At 59.1% G+C, this 16,752-nt stretch carries 11 protein-coding genes and 1 pseudogene; 8 read left to right on the plus strand and 4 right to left on the minus strand.

What is annotated here, in order from left to right; all coding sequences use genetic code 11:
- The first annotated feature begins 208 nt into the window (after nucleotides 1-208).
- The 8 genes and pseudogenes from QMK47_RS23180 to QMK47_RS23210 all read left to right on the plus strand — a co-directional run bounded on the left by QMK47_RS23180 (nucleotide 209) and on the right by QMK47_RS23210 (nucleotide 13,289).
- Entirely contained in the window at nucleotides 209-2,500 is a 2,292-nt protein-coding gene (locus tag QMK47_RS23180; RefSeq protein ID WP_320389385.1) for an EAL domain-containing protein, read from the plus strand.
- On the plus strand, nucleotides 2,497-4,371 hold the full coding sequence (locus QMK47_RS23185) for a putative bifunctional diguanylate cyclase/phosphodiesterase (RefSeq protein ID WP_320389386.1): 1,875 nt from the start codon (nucleotides 2,497-2,499) through the stop codon (nucleotides 4,369-4,371). Before QMK47_RS23180 ends, QMK47_RS23185 begins: the two co-directional genes overlap by 4 nt.
- Nucleotides 4,372-4,413: 42 nt before the next feature.
- Nucleotides 4,414-5,373, plus strand: coding sequence for a cytochrome-c peroxidase (locus tag QMK47_RS23190; RefSeq protein WP_320389387.1), 960 nt, complete (start codon nucleotides 4,414-4,416; stop codon nucleotides 5,371-5,373).
- Nucleotides 5,370-7,172, plus strand: a complete 1,803-nt coding sequence (locus QMK47_RS23195) for a DAHL domain-containing protein (protein WP_320389388.1) — start codon at nucleotides 5,370-5,372, stop codon at nucleotides 7,170-7,172. Before QMK47_RS23190 ends, QMK47_RS23195 begins: the two co-directional genes overlap by 4 nt.
- Before the next feature lie 590 nt (nucleotides 7,173-7,762).
- Nucleotides 7,763-7,849 (plus strand): annotated as a pseudogene (locus tag QMK47_RS28805) (hypothetical protein); the annotation flags it as partial.
- A gap of 291 nt (nucleotides 7,850-8,140) precedes the next feature.
- Nucleotides 8,141-8,575 carry a sensor histidine kinase gene (locus QMK47_RS28810; protein ID WP_413817783.1) on the plus strand — a complete coding sequence of 145 codons (435 nt, stop codon included), beginning with the start codon at nucleotides 8,141-8,143 and terminating at the stop codon, nucleotides 8,573-8,575.
- 339 nt (nucleotides 8,576-8,914) lie between these two features.
- The gene (locus tag QMK47_RS23205) at nucleotides 8,915-10,534 is read left to right on the plus strand and encodes an FMN-binding glutamate synthase family protein (protein ID WP_253477684.1); all 1,620 of its coding nucleotides are present in this window, start codon (nucleotides 8,915-8,917) and stop codon (nucleotides 10,532-10,534) included.
- 337 nt (nucleotides 10,535-10,871) lie between these two features.
- Nucleotides 10,872-13,289, plus strand: coding sequence for a glycoside hydrolase family 3 N-terminal domain-containing protein (locus QMK47_RS23210; protein ID WP_320389389.1), 2,418 nt, complete (start codon nucleotides 10,872-10,874; stop codon nucleotides 13,287-13,289).
- A 46-nt stretch (nucleotides 13,290-13,335) separates the two neighbouring features.
- On the opposite strand, the gene QMK47_RS23215 is transcribed toward QMK47_RS23210, so the two are convergent.
- Genes QMK47_RS23215 through QMK47_RS23230 form a run of 4 tightly spaced genes read right to left on the minus strand, consistent with a single transcriptional unit; the run spans nucleotide 13,336 to nucleotide 16,617 of the window.
- On the minus strand, nucleotides 13,336-14,895 hold the full coding sequence (locus QMK47_RS23215; RefSeq protein ID WP_320389390.1) for a glycosyltransferase family 39 protein: 1,560 nt from the start codon (nucleotides 14,893-14,895) through the stop codon (nucleotides 13,336-13,338).
- Nucleotides 14,892-15,872 (minus strand): glycosyltransferase family 2 protein, encoded by a 981-nt coding sequence (locus QMK47_RS23220; protein ID WP_253477693.1) that lies wholly within the window; start codon nucleotides 15,870-15,872, stop codon nucleotides 14,892-14,894. Before QMK47_RS23220 ends, QMK47_RS23215 begins: the two co-directional genes overlap by 4 nt.
- Nucleotides 15,869-16,255, minus strand: a complete 387-nt coding sequence (locus QMK47_RS23225; RefSeq protein ID WP_253477696.1) for a GtrA family protein — start codon at nucleotides 16,253-16,255, stop codon at nucleotides 15,869-15,871. The genes QMK47_RS23220 and QMK47_RS23225 overlap by 4 nt, the downstream gene beginning before the upstream one ends.
- Nucleotides 16,252-16,617: a GtrA family protein gene (locus QMK47_RS23230; protein WP_320389391.1), complete on the minus strand. Its 366-nt coding sequence runs from the start codon at nucleotides 16,615-16,617 to the stop codon at nucleotides 16,252-16,254. The genes QMK47_RS23225 and QMK47_RS23230 overlap by 4 nt, the downstream gene beginning before the upstream one ends.
- Nucleotides 16,618-16,752 lie beyond the last annotated feature (135 nt).

Genomic DNA, 16,752 nt, shown 5'->3' on the forward strand with positions numbered 1-16,752 from the left:
ACGACAACCGTTCTACCTTACCCCCGAAATACAGGCTAGTAGATTGCGAACATTTAGACACATTTGCCATCACTGGCCGAGCGTATCCCGATGAGACGACTATGCTGTATCCCATGAAGGGCCAAGTACAGGCCGAATACTCATGCCAGCGAAAGGGATATCAGATGTTCCCAGGGTTCTATAGTCAGCATCAAAGTGGTGCACGGCCATGAGCCTGCCATTGGATAAAACCAATCGGCGGATCCTGATCGTCGACGACACACCGACCATCCATGAGGATTTTCGCAAGATCCTCAGCCCCCAGGCGGACGCCAATGACCATCTGAGCAGCGCCGAAGAAGCACTGTTCGGCTCGCCCGTGGCGGTCTCCGGCACGAGTTTCGTGCTCGATTCGGCGTTCCAGGGCATGGAAGCCCTGAACAAGGTCGAAACGGCACTGGCTCAAGGGCAACCCTTCGCCATGGCGTTCATCGACATGCGCATGCCGCCGGGGTGGGACGGCCTGGAAACCATCGAGCGGCTGTGGCGCGCCGACCCCAAGCTGCAAGTGGCCCTGTGCACCGCCTACTCGGACTATTCCTGGGAAGACATCGCCGACCGCCTTGAACTGGGCGATCGCCTGCTCATCCTGAAAAAACCCTTCGATGCCATCGAGATCCGCCAGATGGCCTGCACCTTGACCGTCAAATGGCAGATGACCGAAGACGCGGCGCTGAAAATGGACATGCTCGAGCGCGCGGTCGAGGAACGCACCCGCGAACTGGCCGACGCCAACATCATCGTGCAGAACAGCCCGACCATTCTCTATCGCCTGCGGGGCGAGCCACCGTTCGCATTGATGTACATCTCCCACAACATCACCAAGTTCGGCCATTCCGCAGCGCAACTGACCAACTCGCCGGACTGGGCGCAAACCCTGATCCACCCCGACGACCAGGAGAAGGTCCATGAGGCCATGGTCCGCGTCCTGGACCGCGATTCCGCAGGGGCGTCCATCGAGTTCCGCATGCACACCGGCGACGACACGTTCCGCTGGGTGGAGAACCGCTACATTCCGGTGCGCAACGAGCAAGGCCTGTTGCTGGAAATAGAAGGCATCATCCTCGACATCACCGAACGCAAGCTGGCCGAAGAAAAAATCGCCCTGCTGGCCCGCACCGACGGCCTGACCGGGCTGGCCAACCGCGCCACCATGATCGAGCGCCTGCACCAGGCCTTCGCCGCCGCTCGTCGGGGTGCCGCACCGTTTGCGATGTTCTACCTGGACCTGGACCACTTCAAACGCATCAACGACACCTTGGGCCACCCCATCGGCGACCTGCTGTTGCAGGAGGTCGCCGCTCGCATCAAGGCCTGCACCCGGGAAAACGACGTGGTGGCGCGCCTGGGCGGCGACGAGTTCGCCCTCCTGCAACTGGATGTCCATGAAGCGACCCATTGCGCCGCGTTGGCGGGCAAGGTCCGCGATGCCCTCGTGGCGCCGTATTCCCTGGACGGCAACGATGTGCGGATCTCGGTGAGCATCGGCATCGCCCTGTACACCCCGCAGAGCCTGAGTGCCGACAGCCTGATGGCGCAGTCCGACATGGCCCTGTACCGCTCCAAGGAAAAGGGCCGCAACCAGTACCACTTCCATAACGAGGAAATTAACCAGGAAGTCACCGACCGGGTCGCCCTCGCCAATGACCTGCGCCAAGCCATTGAAAACAACGAACTGCACCTGCACTACCTGCCGGAAGTCGACCTCGGCACCGGCAAGATCCTCGGCATGGGCGTGCAAGTACGCTGGAACCACCCCCAACGTGGCTGGCTGGAACCGGCGGCCTTCATGCCCGCCGCCGAGAAAACCGGGATCATCATCGGCCTGGGGCATTGGGTACTGGACCAGGCTTGCCAACAAATGCGCCAGTGGCGCGACCAGAGCATGGCGCCTCCCGTGATCGCCATCGACCTGTCCCTGACCCAGCTCAAGACCGGGCCGGAACTGATCTACGACGTGCTGCGCACCACCGCGCGCTGGGAACTGGCGCCCTGGGACCTGCGCTTCGACGTCACCGAAGCCACCCTGGCCCAGACCAAGTGGACCCACAACGACGTGCTGCCGCGTCTCTGTGAATTGGGCGTGCAGATCGCCATCGATGATTTCGGCACCGAGTACTCCTCGTTCGATTACCTCAAGACCTACCGGGTCAATCACCTCAAGCTCGCCCAGCGTTTCCTCGACAGCGCCAACGCCGACCCCGAGAACGCCACGACGTTGCGGGCGATCATCAACTTCGCCCGGGACGTGGGCATCGGGATCATTGCCGAAGGTGTCGAGACCCAGGAGCAACGCACCACGCTGATGTCCAGCGGTGGAGCGATGCAGGCCCAGGGGCATTACTTCAGCACCGTGGTCGACAGCGGCCAGGCCGCCGAACTGCTCAAGGCCGGCACCATCATTCCCGCGACAGACCACTGGACCCGACCGGCGAGCCAGCTATCGGAGAGCAATCCATGAACCCCATGTCGGTACCTGCCAACCGGCGAATCCTGGTGGTGGACGACACGCCCGCGATCCATCAGGACTTTCGCAAGATCCTCAGCCCCAGCGCCGGCAGCGATGACTCACTGGACGATACCGAGAGCCTGCTGTTCGGCACCCCACAGGTCAGCCGGCTGCAATTCCAGATCGACTCGGCCTACCAGGGCGAGGAAGCGCTGGAACTGGTCAAGCGCGCCCAGGCCGAAGGCCAGCCCTATGCGCTGGTGTTCGCCGACATGCGCATGCCACCGGGCTGGGACGGCCTGCAAACCATCGAGGCGCTGTGGGAGGCCGACCCGCGCCTGCAAATCGCCCTGTGCACGGCGTTCTCGGACTACACCTGGGAAACCATGTCCGAACGGATCGAGTTCGACGATCAGTTGCTGATCCTCAAGAAACCCTTCGACACCCTGGAAATCCGCCAGATGGCCAGCGCCATGACCTGGAAATGGCAGCTGGCCCAGGATGCGGCGAGAAAAATGCGCAGCCTGGAACGCACGATCGAAGAGCGCGTCCAGGAATTGCTCAAGGTCTCCCACCTGCTGCAATACGACGTGCTCACCGAACTGCCCAACAGCATGTTGCTCGGCGATCGGCTGACCCAGGCCATGGCCCAGTGCCGCCGGCACGATCGGCAGCTGGCGGTGATGTTCATCGGCCTGGACCGCTTCAAGCGTATCAATAACGCGCTGGGCCATCCCGTGGGCGATGAAATGCTCAAGCGCGTGGCCCGGGCGCTGGCGACCGTAGTGCGCGAATCCGATTCGGTGTTTCGCTACGGTTCCGATGAATTCGTGGTGATACTGGGAGATGTGGTCGACCCGCAACAGACCAAAGGCGTGGCCGACAAACTGCTGGCGGCCATCAGTTCCCCGCAACCCATCGACGGCCATGACCTGACCGTCACCGCGAGCCTGGGCATCAGCGTGTACCCCTCCGACGGTTTCGACGCCGTGGCGCTGATCAAGAAAGCCGAGACAGCGATGCGTAACGTCAAGGAAACCGGCCCCAACGACTACCGGTTTTTCACCGAAGACATGAACCGCCGGGCCCGTCAGCAACAGACCATCGAATCCGGCCTGCGACTGGGCCTGCAACGCAAGGAGTTCGTGCTGCATTACCAACCCAAGCTCGACCTCAAGAGCGGCAAGGTGGTCGGTGTCGAGGCGCTGGTGCGCTGGAACAGGCCGGATCATGGCCTGGTCTATCCCTCGGATTTCATTCCGGTGGCCGAGGACAGCGGCCTGATCGTTCCGCTGAGCCAATGGGTGTTGCAGGAAGCCTGCCAGCAGGCCTGCCGCTGGCAAGCCCAGGGCATGCGCCCGCTGTACCTGTCGGTGAACGTCTCGGCCATCGATTTTCGCCAGCGCGGCTTCGTCGAAGGCATCGCCCGCACCCTCAAGGAAACCGGCCTGGCTCCGACACAGTTGGAACTGGAGATCACCGAAAGCGTCCTGATGCAGAACGTCGATACCACGGTCGCCATCCTCAAGGCCATCAAGCAGCAGGGGATTCGCCTGGCCATCGACGACTTCGGCACCGGCTATTCGAGCCTGAGCTATTTGCAGAAATTTCCGGTGGATGTGTTGAAGATCGACCAGTCGTTCGTCGGTGACCTGAGCATCGACAGCAACGACGCCAAGCTGGTGAGCACCATCATCAGCCTGGGCAAGAGCCTGAACCTGCACATCATTGCCGAAGGGGTGGAAACCCGTGAGCAGCTTGAGTTTCTCAAACAGCACCACTGCGAGGAGGTCCAGGGTTATTACTTCAGCAAGGCCGTCGAACCGCAGGCCTTCGCCGATTGGATGACCGAGTGGGAAAAACGCCAGAACCCGTTTTCGTGAACACCTGAGTGTTATCAACCAAAGTTTCAAGGAAAGCATCCCATGGCGTTACATGGACTGATTCTGGCTCTCGGCCTGCTCGTGGGATCAAGCGTGACCGCTCACGCCGAACCACTGGACGAACCCCTCAAACCCCTGCCACCGGTTCCGGCCCTGGACCCCAAGCGCGTCCAACTGGGGCTTCGGCTGTTCAATGACCCGCGACTGTCGGTCAACAACACCCTGTCCTGCGCCAGTTGCCATCACCTGGACAAGGGCGGCGCCGACGACAAGCCGTTTTCCCTGGGGTTCGACGGCAAGCCCGTGGAGGTCAATACACCCACCGTGTTCAATGCCGGGCTGAACTTCCATCAGTTCTGGGATGGCCGCGTCGAAACGTTGGAAGAACAGGTGCACTTCGTGGTGATCAGCCCCACGGAGATGGCCAATACCTGGGAATCGGTGGTCAAGCGCATCGCCGATGACCCGGGTTATAGCAAGGACTTCAAGGCGGCCTACCCCGACGGGGTGAACGAGCCCAATATCCGCAGTGCCCTGGCCGATTACGAGCGCACCTTGCAGACACCCAATTCGCGCTTCGACCAATACCTGCAGGGCAATACCGACATCCTCACGCCCCGGGAAAAGTTCGGTTACCAGCGTTTCAAGGAGTACGGCTGCATCGCCTGCCACCAAGGCGTGAACATCGGCGGCAACATGTTCCAGAAGTTCGGGGTCATGGGCGACTACATCAAGGACCGGGGCAACCCCACCCGAGCCGACGAAGGACGCTACAACATCACTGGCGATGAGGCCGACCGCCAGGTCTTCAAGGTGCCGAGCCTGCGCAACGTGGCCGTCACCGCCCCGTATTTCCATGACGCGTCGGCGCCGACCCTGGAACACGCGGTGGAGGTCATGTTCAAGTACCAACTGGGCCGTGAGCCCCTCAAGAACGATACGACCCTGATCGTCGAGTTCCTCAAGACCCTGACCGGCGAATCGGAGGGCAAGCCTCTATGACCACTCTCCGTCGCCTCGGTCTTGCATTCATCGGTCTGTTGCTGGCATCGGTCCTGCTGTTCATGTACATCAATTCAGGGGCCCAGCAGGCCGCCTCGTACATTGAGTCCCGGGACCTGATCCGCCTGCTCAAGCAGCAAGACGCCATCTGGGACAACGAAGTACTCAAGTCGCGGATCGCCCTGACCCACAACTACGACCCGCTGGTCTCCCCCCTGCACGAAATGTCGCGCCTGTGGCAGCGCCTGGACGCCATCGAATCGGAACCGGGGCGCCATGGGCCGTCACTCTGGGAGGCCCAGCGCGACGAATACCTCAAGGCGGTCAAGGAAAAAACCCGTCTGGTAGAACAGTTCAAATCCCATAACGCGGTGTTGCGCAACTCCCTGGCCTTCCTGCCCACCGGCGAGGACGACATCCAGGGCCAGTTCGCCCGGCTGCCCGACACGTACAAACTGGAGTTGCAGAGCGTTGCCATCGACACTTACGACCTGTTGCTCAGCGCCATGGAGTTCGCGCAGCTCAGCTCCCCTGAGATAGCAGCCCAGGTCCTGTTGGGCTTGAACCAGCTGGATATCAACAAGGAGCGCCTGCCTGAGGGGTTGCTCAACTCCGTCGAAGTCCTGCGCAGACACATCGGGGTGATCCTGCGCGAACAGCCACGGGTCAATGAGTTGTTACTGGGCATCGAAGCGATCCCCTTGGCCAGTCGCCTGGACACCATCACCCAACTGCTCGAGAAAGACCAGGCAAAAGCCGCCGCCAAATACGAGCGCAACCACGTTTACCTGCTGGTGTTCGCCACGGTCCTGGTGCTGATCCTGATCTGGCTGGCAATCCGGCTGATACGCAGCTTCGCCGAGATCAAGCGGGTCAACAACGCCCTGCAAACCGCCAACGACGAGCTGGAGCAACGGGTCGAGGAGCGTACCCGCCAGCTCAAGGACACCCAGAGTGAATTGATGGACACCGCCCGCCAGGCCGGCATGGCGGAAATCGCGACCAACGTGTTGCACAACGTCGGCAACGTCCTCAACAGCGTGAACATCTCCGCCGACCTGGTCAGCCGTAAACTGCGCAGCAGCAAGGCCCTGGGGCTGGGCAAGGCGATGCAACTGTTCAACGAGCACGCCGATGACCTCGGGCACTTTCTCACCGAGGACGCCAAAGGCAAGCTGCTGCCCGGCTACCTCAACCAACTGGTCGAGGCCATCGCGCTCGAGCAACAGGGCCTGACCGACGAACTGGCCCAGTTGAGCAAGAGCGTGGACCACATCAAGGACATCGTCTCCACCCAGCAATCCTATGCCGGGGCCAACAGCCTGCTGGAACCTTTGGTAGTCAGCGAGCTGCTTGAAGATGCCCTGCGCATGAACTCCGGCGCACTGACCCGCCATCATGTTACGGTGATCAAGGAATACGGCGAAGTGCCGCGGATCATGGGTGACAAGCACCGCTTGCTGTTGATCCTGATCAACCTGATCAGCAACGCTAAATACGCCATGGCCGGAGTGTCCAACCATGCGCGGAACATGACCCTGAAGGCTGCCGTCGTCGATGGACAGACCCTGCAAATCAGTGTCAAGGATGAAGGCGAAGGCATCCCGGAGGAAAACATGACGCGTATCTTCGCCCACGGTTTTACCACGCGTAAGGAAGGCCACGGCTTTGGCCTGCACAGCTGCGCATTGGCGGCCATTGAAATGAACGGCCAACTCACCGCCCATAGTGAGGGGCCAGGCACGGGGGCAACGTTCCAACTGCAACTGCCCCTGAAACTTGCAGAAGGTGAGCCATGAATAGCATGAGTAACCGCCGTATCCTGTTGATCGACGATACACCCGCCATTCATGAAGATTTCCGCAAGATCCTCACCCCGGAGGATGACAGCAACGCTGACTTGCTGGACATGGAAAGCGCGCTGTTCGGCGATGCGCCAAAACCTGCCGCCACGGTGTTCGAACTCGACTCGGCCTATGGCGGGCAGGAAGGCCTGAACAAGTTGCTGGAGGCATCGGCAAAAGGGCGTCCTTATGCCCTGGCCTTTGTCGACATGCGCATGCCCGAAGGCTGGGATGGCGCCAAGACCATCGAAGAACTATGGAAACGCGACCCGTTGCTGCAAGTGGTGGTCTGCACCGCGTATTCGGATTATTCCTGGGATGAACTGCTCGACCGCCTGAACGGCCACGACCGTTTGCTGATCCTGAAAAAGCCATTCGACAACATCGAAGTCCAGCAGATGGCCAACACCCTGACCACCAAATGGGAAATGACCTCCCGTGCGCAACTGAAAATGAACAAGCTCGAAGATCTGGTGGAACAACGCACCCAGGCGTTCAAACAGGCCAGCGAGCTGCTGCAAATGGAGATCGACGAACGCAAGATGCTGGAAACCCAACTGGTGCAATCGGAAAAGCTCGCCTCGCTGGGCCAGTTGGCGGCCGGGGTGGCCCACGAAATCAACAACCCGATCGGTTTCATTTCTTCCAACCTGGGAGCGTTGGACGGCTACTTCGGCAAACTCCAGGAAATGCTCAGCGCCTACGGCAGCGCCGAGGAGGCCATCGCCTCGCCGGAACTGGTGGTGAGTTTGCGCAAGCTGCGTGAACAGGTGGAGCTGGACTTTCTCGTCGAGGACATCCCCCTGCTGATCAAGGAGTCCAAGGATGGCATTGGCCGGGTCGGGCAGATCGTCAAGGACCTGAAGGACTTCTCCCGCGTCGATTCCAGGCAGGAATGGCAGATGGCCAATTTGCAGCAGGGCATGGATTCGACGCTGAACATCGTCGCCAATGAAATCAAGTACAAGGCCGACGTGGTCAAGGAATACACGCCGTTGCCGGAAGTGGAATGCCTGCCGTCGCAGATCAACCAGGTGATCATGAACCTGATCGTCAACGCCGCCCAGGCCATCGGCCCCGAGCGCGGCACCATCACCCTGCGCAACGGTGTTGGTGACGAAACCGTCTGGATCGAAGTCGCCGACAACGGCTCGGGCATCCCCCCCGAGACCCTGCAGAAAATCTTCGACCCGTTCTTCACCACCAAACCCATCGGCCAGGGCACAGGGCTCGGGCTGTCGTTGTCCTACGGCATCGTGAAAAAACACAACGGCGAAATCACGGTACGCAGCGAAGTCGGCGTCGGCACTACCTTCCGCGTGGAATTGCCGGTGCGGCAGATGAAGCAGGCGAGCTGAGCCCCCCGGCAGTTCAAATTGTGGGAGCGAGCTTGCTCGCGATAGCGGTGGGTCAGTCAATGCAGGTGTTGAGTGTGCAACCGCCATCGCGAGCAAGCTCGCTCCCACAGGTTTTTCTGGCGCTCATAAACTGTGATTCCAGCCAATACGCAGCCCCTGTGGCGAGGGAGCTTGCTCCCGCTCGGCGGCGCAGCCGTCGCAAACCGGCTGACGCGGTCTACCTGAATGATCGCAGCGATCCAATTGGGGCCGCTTCGCAGCCCAGCGGGAGCAAGCTCCCTCGCCACAAGCTGCATTCCAAGCTAATGTCTCGCCAATCGCTCCCCCCAAGGAAACCGTATGAGCCTGTCTTTGCTGAGTCGTTACGCCTTCTTTGCCGGCTGTGTCATCTTCACCCTGGCCAGCCTGCCGTTCCTGCAACACGACTGGCTTTGGCCGCTCGCGCTGGTGACCGGGCTGTTGAGCCTGCTGGGGCTGTTCGACCTGCTGCAAAGCCGTCACGCCGTGCGTCGCAACTATCCGATCCTGGGCAATATCCGCTACCTGGTCGAAGGCATTCGCCCGGAGATCCGCCAGTACCTGCTCGAATCCGACAGCGATGCCCTGCCCTTCTCCCGGGCCCAGCGCTCGCTGGTGTATTCCCGGGCCAAGAACGAAAGCGCCGACAAACCGTTCGGCACCTTGATCGACGTCTACCAGACCGGCTTCGAATTCATCGGCCATTCCATGCGTCCGGCACCGTTGAGCGATCCCAGCGGTTTTCGCGTGACGGTCGGCGGCCCGCAATGCACCCAGCCGTACTCAGCGTCGGTGTTCAACATTTCGGCCATGAGTTTCGGCTCCCTGAGCGCCAACGCCATCCGGGCGCTGAACCAGGGGGCCAAGCTGGGCAACTTCGCCCACGACACAGGTGAAGGCAGCATCAGCCCCTACCACCGCGAACACGGTGGCGACCTGACCTGGGAACTGGGCAGCGGTTATTTCGGCTGCCGCACCAGCGACGGGCGCTTCGACCCGGAGCGCTTCGCCGCCCAGGCGCAGGACCCGCAGGTGCGGATGATTGAAATCAAGATGAGCCAGGGCGCCAAACCCGGCCACGGCGGGATCCTGCCCAAGCACAAGGTCACCCGGGAAATCGCCGAGACCCGGGGCATCCTCATGGGCGAGGATTGTGTTTCGCCGTCACGTCACAGCGCGTTTTCCACGCCGATCGAACTGATGCAGTTCGTCCAGCAACTGCGCGAACTGTCCGGCGGCAAACCGGTGGGCTTCAAGTTCTGCCTGGGGCATCCGTGGGAGTTCATGGGTATCGCCAAGGCCATGCTGGAAACCGGGATCCTGCCCGACTTCATCGTGGTCGACGGCAAGGAAGGCGGTACGGGCGCGGCGCCAGTGGAATTCACCGACCACATCGGCGTGCCGTTGCGCGAGGGCCTGCTGTTCGTGCATAACACGCTGGTGGGCCTGAACCTGCGGGACAAGATCAAGCTCGGCGCCAGCGGCAAGATCGTCAGCGCCTTCGACATCGCCAGCGTCCTGGCCATCGGCGCCGACTGGGCCAACGCCGCGCGCGGCTTCATGTTCGCCATCGGCTGCATCCAGTCGCAAAGCTGCCACACCAACAAATGCCCCACCGGCGTCGCCACCCAGGACACCCTGCGCCAGCGCGCACTGGTCGTCCCGGATAAAGCCCAACGGGTCTACAACTTCCACCGCAACACCCTCAAGGCCCTGGCCGAAATGCTCGCCGCCGCCGGGCTTGAGCATCCGTCGCAATTGCAGCCCAAGCATCTGGTACGGCGCATGTCGGCCACCGAGGTGAAGTTGTTCTCTCAGTTGCATGTGTTTTTGAAGCCGGGGGAATTGCTGACGGGTGAGGTCAATGGGGCGTTTTATTCGCGGATGTGGCAGATGGCGCGGGCGGATAGTTTTGAGCCGCTGGAAATAGCCGCGGCTTAAGCACCGGATATCTGCTGGTGCGCACCTGCTTTTGTGGCGAGGGAGCTTGCTCCCGCTGGGTTGCGCGTAGGAGCTGCCGAAGGCTGCGATCTTTTGATCTTTCGCTCAGGACTCAATAGTCTGGGGAAAGATCGCAGCCTCGTTGCACTCGACAGCTCCTACAGAGCCGAGCGGGAGCAAGCTCCCTCGCCACAAGGTCCTTACGCCTCTCAAGTGCACTGCATTACCCGACTTTTTACGCCGAACCCACAACGCACCTGTAAGTTCTGACAGTAGACGCCAACTTCCTCACGATTGACCATCCACCCCGATGGTTCGCTCGTCATGGAAGGTGCTTATGTTGACCCGACGCGATCTGGTTGGTTTTGCTTCGCTTTTTGTGGCATTGGGTTCGGTGAGGTTTGCCGTGCGGCGGCTGGACAATCGTCGCCAAGCGTACCGAAGGTCTAATCCCATGGACTGGACCCACCTGGTCTCGGCAATCTTGCTTGGTATGTTGATTGTCGCCACATGGCTTGCTTCCATTGCCCAAGCCAATGAACGCACTCAAAAATCACAAGAGGACGCGGCATTCATCGAACGGTTGATCGGGCAAATGACCCTTGAAGAAAAGGCCGATCAACTGACCCAACTGAGTGTACTCACCATACCCACCGGCCCAATCGAAGACGCCAATGACCCCAAAAAAATCGGCACCTCAAAGGCCGGTTCGCTATTAGGTGCCTATGGCGCCGAAAACACTCGAAGATTGCAGCACGAAGCAGTCCAAGGCTCGCGTCTGCATATTCCGCAGTTGTTCTCGTTCGATGTGATCCACGGTTTCCGCACGATATTTCCCGTCCCATTGGCCGAAGCGTCGGCCTGGGACCCAGACCTGTCGCAACGAACCGCCAGGGCCGCCGCAGTCGAAGCAACGGCCAGCGGCCTTCATTGGACCTTCGCCCCTATGGTCGATATCGCACGGGATTCGCGTTGGGGTCGAGTGATAGAGGGCGCCGGTGAAGATCCATTCCTGGGGGCTGCCCTCGCCGCTTCGCGTGTACGAGGATTTCGCGGTAAAGGTCCCCCCGACACCTCGTCAATACTGTCTACAGCCAAACATTTCGTCGCTTATGGCGCGGCCGAAGGCGGCCTTGACTACAACATTTCCGACCTGTCCGAGCGCACATTGGAAGAAGTCTATCTCACGCCCTTTCGGGCCGCTGTCGAAGCGGGCGTCGATACGATCATGCCCGGTTTCAATGAAGTGGACAGTATGCCGATGCACGCCAACAAGAAACTGCTCAAACAGAAGCTGCGCGATGAATGGGGCTTCCAGGGAGTCGTCGTCAGTGATTGGGCGGGCATAAGGGAATTGATACCGCACGGCGTTGCCTCCGTTCCCCGAGAGGCTGCGCGACTTGCTCTCAATGCGACTGTTGATATCGACATGGTCAGCGGTGACTACAACGCTGAACTACCGGCACTGGTGCGCAGCGGTCAACTTTCACAAGACGCTATTGATGGAGCCGTGCGTCGAGTGCTTCAAGCGAAGCAGCGTCTGGGCCTGTTCGACGACCCATATCGCTACAGCGACCCTACCCGCGAAAAAACGCAGTTGCTCCAGCCCCCCACACGCGCGCTGGCACGAGAGGCCGCGCAAAAATCCATCGTATTGCTAAAAAACGACGATGCGTTGCTGCCACTCTCAAAGAATCTACGCAAGCTCGTCGTGGTGGGCGCCCTCGCAAATGACGGTGTGTCCAGCTTGGGCTCCTGGAGCGCTGACGGTCGTGCCAGCGAATCAATCACCGTACTGGAGGGGATAAAGCGCGCCGTATCGCCCATGACGGAGGTTGTCTATGTCCCGGCGGCCTCTCCCGGCAGTACGGACACCTCCGGCATTGAAGAGGTTCAGCGTGCGGTCGTGGATGCCGATGTGATCGTGGCTGCGCTGGGAGAAACGGCAGACATGAGCGGCGAAGCACGAAGCCGTACTTCCCTTGGCCTGCCAGGAGCGCAAGATGCGCTGGTCGCGCAACTGATCAAAACAGGCAAACCTGTGGTAGTCGTCCTAATGAATGGACGTCCGCTGGCCATTCCCACCGTGGACGAACATGTTCCCGCGATACTTGAGGCTTGGTTTTTGGGTACCGAAATGGGCCACGCAGTGGCGGACGTACTTTTCGGTGATGTGAACCCCAGCGGAAAGCTACCTATTACCTTCCCGCGCACGGTGGGGCAAGTTCCTATCTATCTAGCCCGCAAAAACACTGGGCGACCGCCGAGCGGCACCAATGCATACGCCTCAAGCTACATCGATTCCAAGTGGACGGCTCTCTACCCGTTTGGTCATGGCCTGAGCTACACCACATTCACCTATGGAACCCCGAGACTCAGTAAACAGCGCTTGGCCTTCGATGAAACATTGACCATCCAAGTAGATGTTCAGAACAGCGGTCAACGAGCCGGAGAGGAAACCGTGCAGTTGTATCTACGGCAAGACGTCGCGAGCATCACGCGCCCGGTGCGCATGCTGCGCGGTTTTTCCAAAGTCAGACTCGCTCCAGGAGAAAGCACAACCGTCAGCTTTCTGCTCGATCAGGACGACTGGGCGTTGCTCAACCATGACCTCTTGCGATTCGTGGAGTCAGGCATTTTTACGGTGTTCATCGGCGGCACTTCTGCCACTGATAATCAGGCGAAGTTTGAAGTCATCACCAGTGCACAACTGACCGGCCCCGGTCCAGCCATCCCACGCACCTTGCGTGATTAATCGATGCGCTGAATGAGCCATCACGGCGTTTGCTGAGTTGCACGAACTAGTGACCGGCTGAACTCGTCTCGACCTGGGCGGGTGCCGCTTTAAGGGTAAACAGTGAGGCATTCATCTGCCCATCCACAAAGGTAACGGTCTTTTCCCAATCTTTTTCCGGGAGTGGGCTGGCATCAACTGACATCCCTACCCACCAAACCCTGTTTCCACCTTGAGTTAACACCTTCAACTGATTGAAATATATCCACTGACTTCCTTCGGAAATGAGGGCGTTCCCCCCCTGTTCCAAGGCGTCCAGATCATTGGCTTTGAATGATGAGATATAGAACTTCGGCTGTATGCCCGTGTGATTGTAATAAGCGAATGGCAAATACCAGATGGCATTATCCAATACGATCTGGTCGCCCGGCCGAGCCGCTTGCCTAACCTCAGCTGCCAACCCGTCAAGTCGGAAATCCGTTCTTAATTCAGTTCCATTCAGGCCGTCCGCTTGCCGATACACCGTCAGCAGTCCCTGTACTTCTGCTGCTGCCATAATCATGATGGCCAAGCACAAGGTCGTAGGTCGCAGCCCCACTGCATCCAGCGCGGCTGAGAGCAGAAGCGGCAACCCGACTGCAGCGAAGACCAAGTAGCGCGGAATGAATAGCGGGGCAATCAACGACATGAAGGCCAGCGCGAGGACGGGAATAAAAAAGTAACCGGTCAATAACACACTGAAGCGATGCAGACCGGTGTCTTTCCAGACCAGCAGCGCTGCGCAGGCGATCACCACCAACCAAGGCAAAACGCGAGTAAGCGACGATTGCCCCTCCCAGATTGTCATCACAGTGAACTGCCAGACAACATTCACAACCGCCTGCCAAGTGATAGCCGGTATCCAACCAAGCCCCGGCCGGCCTGAGAGATGATCGATGAAATGAGGTAGCCAGGGCAGAAACAGGACAAGGATTGCACAGCAGACCAAAATCCAGAGGCGCGCGGAGAGTACATTTGGACGCGCCTTCAAGCGACTCAGCCAATAGCACCCATGAACCAGCACGCCCAATGCGGCGAAATAATGCGTGTAAAAAGCGGCCGTCATCAACAGCACATAAATGGCTGGGAACCGCTTTTTTTCTGGTTCTTTAACCCAGCACACCAACGCCACGGTTGCGCCCATCAGCCAGAATCCGAGCAGGGTGTACATGCGCGCTTCCTGGCTGTAACGAATCGAAATCGGCAGCAACACCAATAGCAACGCAGCCATCCAGGTTGCTCTTCGCGTGGCAACCAGGCTCATCAACTTTATGCTCAGCAAAACCGAGCCCACGTCGGCTATCACACTGAGCGATCTAACAGCCAAGACCCCGTCGCCAAACAAAATCATCCAGTAGTGCAGCGCGAGGTAATAAAGCGGTGGGTGAATATCTCGTGCCGTAATAGACCAGATCTGCCACGGCTCGTGCCTGGCAAGCAGGATGCTAAAGGCCTCGTCGTACCAGATCGCCGGTGTTGTGATGCCGTAAAAACGTACGCACAGCGCCAGGACCACAACGGCTGCCAAGGCTGCGCCGTCGACGAATCGGCTGGGAGGCTTTCCTGAATAGGCTCGAAAGTTAGTCACGAATAATCACCGACCCGTTCGCAAATGCTCTCGTCAGTTCCACGCACGCCCGACTCTCCCCGAACTATTTCCCTGATGACGTACCTCGGACGATGCTTTGTCTCTAAATAGATCCGTCCGACGTACTCACCCAACACACCAATACCAATCAGCTGCACACCACCCAAAAACAAAATCGCGGTCATCAAGGATGGATAACCGGGCAGATCGTTTCCAAAGATCAGCTTGTCCAGCACCATGTACCCGGCATACACCAGCGAAACCAATGAAATGAAACCGCCGAGGTAAGTCCACAACCGCAACGGCACAGTGCTGAACGACGTGATGCCTTCGAGCGCCAAATTCCATAACTTCCAGCCGTTGAATTTGCTGCTACCAGCGGCGCGACCGGCGCGGTCGTATTCGACAATGACAGTGGTAAAACCGGCCCACGACAGCACACCCTTCATGAACAATTGATATTCGGGAAGGGTCTTGATCACCTCCACTACCTTACGGTCCATCAATCGGAAGTCCCCTACGTTACGCTCGATATGGGGAGAAGCGATCCGATCCAGCAAGCGATAAAACAGCGCAGCACATCCACGCTTCAGGTAACTGTCGGACGAGCGATCACGACGCTTGGCCAGCACTACCTCGGCGCCCTTTTCCCATTCGGCAACAAGCTTGGGAATAACCTCGATGGGGTCTTGCAGGTCGACGTCCATTGGAATGACCACGTCCCCGCTGGCGTGCTCGATCCCGGCAAACAAGGCGGGCTCCTTGCCGAAATTTCGGGAAAAACTGATCAACACAACCAGGTTATCGACCAGCACGATGTCACGGGCAAGCGCATCCGTCTGGTCAGCGCTGCCATCGTTTATGAATATGATTTCGACGCTGTAGCCGGCCAACGCCGGATGCTGACGGACACTCTTGTAGAACAGTCCCAGGGTCTGCTCTTCATTGAACACCGGAACGATCAGCGAGATCTTCATGGACGGTATCCACGAAACACCACGAACCGGGAGAGCAAAAATCCGAACACCAAGCTCAACAGCGAAAATACCGCCACCGTCAGCAATCCATGGAGCCGCCAGCGGTCTCCCAGATAACCCACGGCATAACTGAGCGCTCCAATGACACATAGGAAAGTGACATACCCCGTTACCGAGAGTTTGGCCTCGAAGGTATAGAGCGCATTGAGGTAATAGGAAAAGGAAGCCGCCACACAGAACGCAGCAAGATTGCTGGTCGACTGATCGAGACCGACCGCTACGCGCAGCACAAAAAATATCTGCCAATGAAGCAGCGTATTGGCGAGGCCGACCAGTGAATAAGTAAAAAAAGTGCTCCATCTTGCTTTTCGGGATTCGTTCATGGCTGCTGAGAGGCACGAAGCGATTTGAACCGGAACAAGCTGTACCCCATCGCCAGGTTCAATAGGCAATACAAAGCCACCGTCACCCATCCAGGCGAACCCAGGCCATCGCCCATCGAGCCGACCGCGTAACTCAATATCCCCATCAAACCATTGCACAGCAAATAGCTGCGCCATGACTCTCCGGGCTCGAAGATGTACAACGCATTCACATAAAACGAAAACGCCGCCGCCACGCCGAACGCCGCGAGGTTGCTGCTCCCCTGAGTCAGTCCAACAGCGCCATACAGCACGAAAAAAACCTGGCAATGAATCAATCCATTGACCAGTGCGATAACCATCAACGCAGAAAAACCGTTCATTGTGCAGCCTTGCCATTCGCCAATTGGCGGGCTTCCAAGCTAGGCCAGGGTCCTGCGGTGGTCTACTGTCAGATCTTACAGGTCGGGTACTGACTCCGACGGACGGTCAGGCTGACGCCTACAAAAAAGCCCCGG

The organism is Pseudomonas sp. P9_35 (assembly GCF_034008205.1).
Taxonomy (GTDB): domain Bacteria; phylum Pseudomonadota; class Gammaproteobacteria; order Pseudomonadales; family Pseudomonadaceae; genus Aquipseudomonas; species Aquipseudomonas kilonensis.

Coding starts and splice junctions, on each gene's coding strand:
- QMK47_RS23185 (WP_320389386.1), top strand. CDS start 2,497: ATGAACCCCATGTCGGTACCTGCCAACCGGCGAATCCTGGTGGTGGAC.
- QMK47_RS23210 (WP_320389389.1), top strand. CDS start 10,872: ATGTTGACCCGACGCGATCTGGTTGGTTTTGCTTCGCTTTTTGTGGCA.
- QMK47_RS23180 (WP_320389385.1), top strand. CDS start 209: ATGAGCCTGCCATTGGATAAAACCAATCGGCGGATCCTGATCGTCGAC.
- QMK47_RS23230 (WP_320389391.1), bottom strand. CDS start 16,617: ATGAACGGTTTTTCTGCGTTGATGGTTATCGCACTGGTCAATGGATTG.
- QMK47_RS28810 (WP_413817783.1), top strand. CDS start 8,141: ATGGATTCGACGCTGAACATCGTCGCCAATGAAATCAAGTACAAGGCC.
- QMK47_RS23190 (WP_320389387.1), top strand. CDS start 4,414: ATGGCGTTACATGGACTGATTCTGGCTCTCGGCCTGCTCGTGGGATCA.
- QMK47_RS23205 (WP_253477684.1), top strand. CDS start 8,915: ATGAGCCTGTCTTTGCTGAGTCGTTACGCCTTCTTTGCCGGCTGTGTC.
- QMK47_RS23195 (WP_320389388.1), top strand. CDS start 5,370: ATGACCACTCTCCGTCGCCTCGGTCTTGCATTCATCGGTCTGTTGCTG.
- QMK47_RS23220 (WP_253477693.1), bottom strand. CDS start 15,872: ATGAAGATCTCGCTGATCGTTCCGGTGTTCAATGAAGAGCAGACCCTG.
- QMK47_RS23225 (WP_253477696.1), bottom strand. CDS start 16,255: ATGAACGAATCCCGAAAAGCAAGATGGAGCACTTTTTTTACTTATTCA.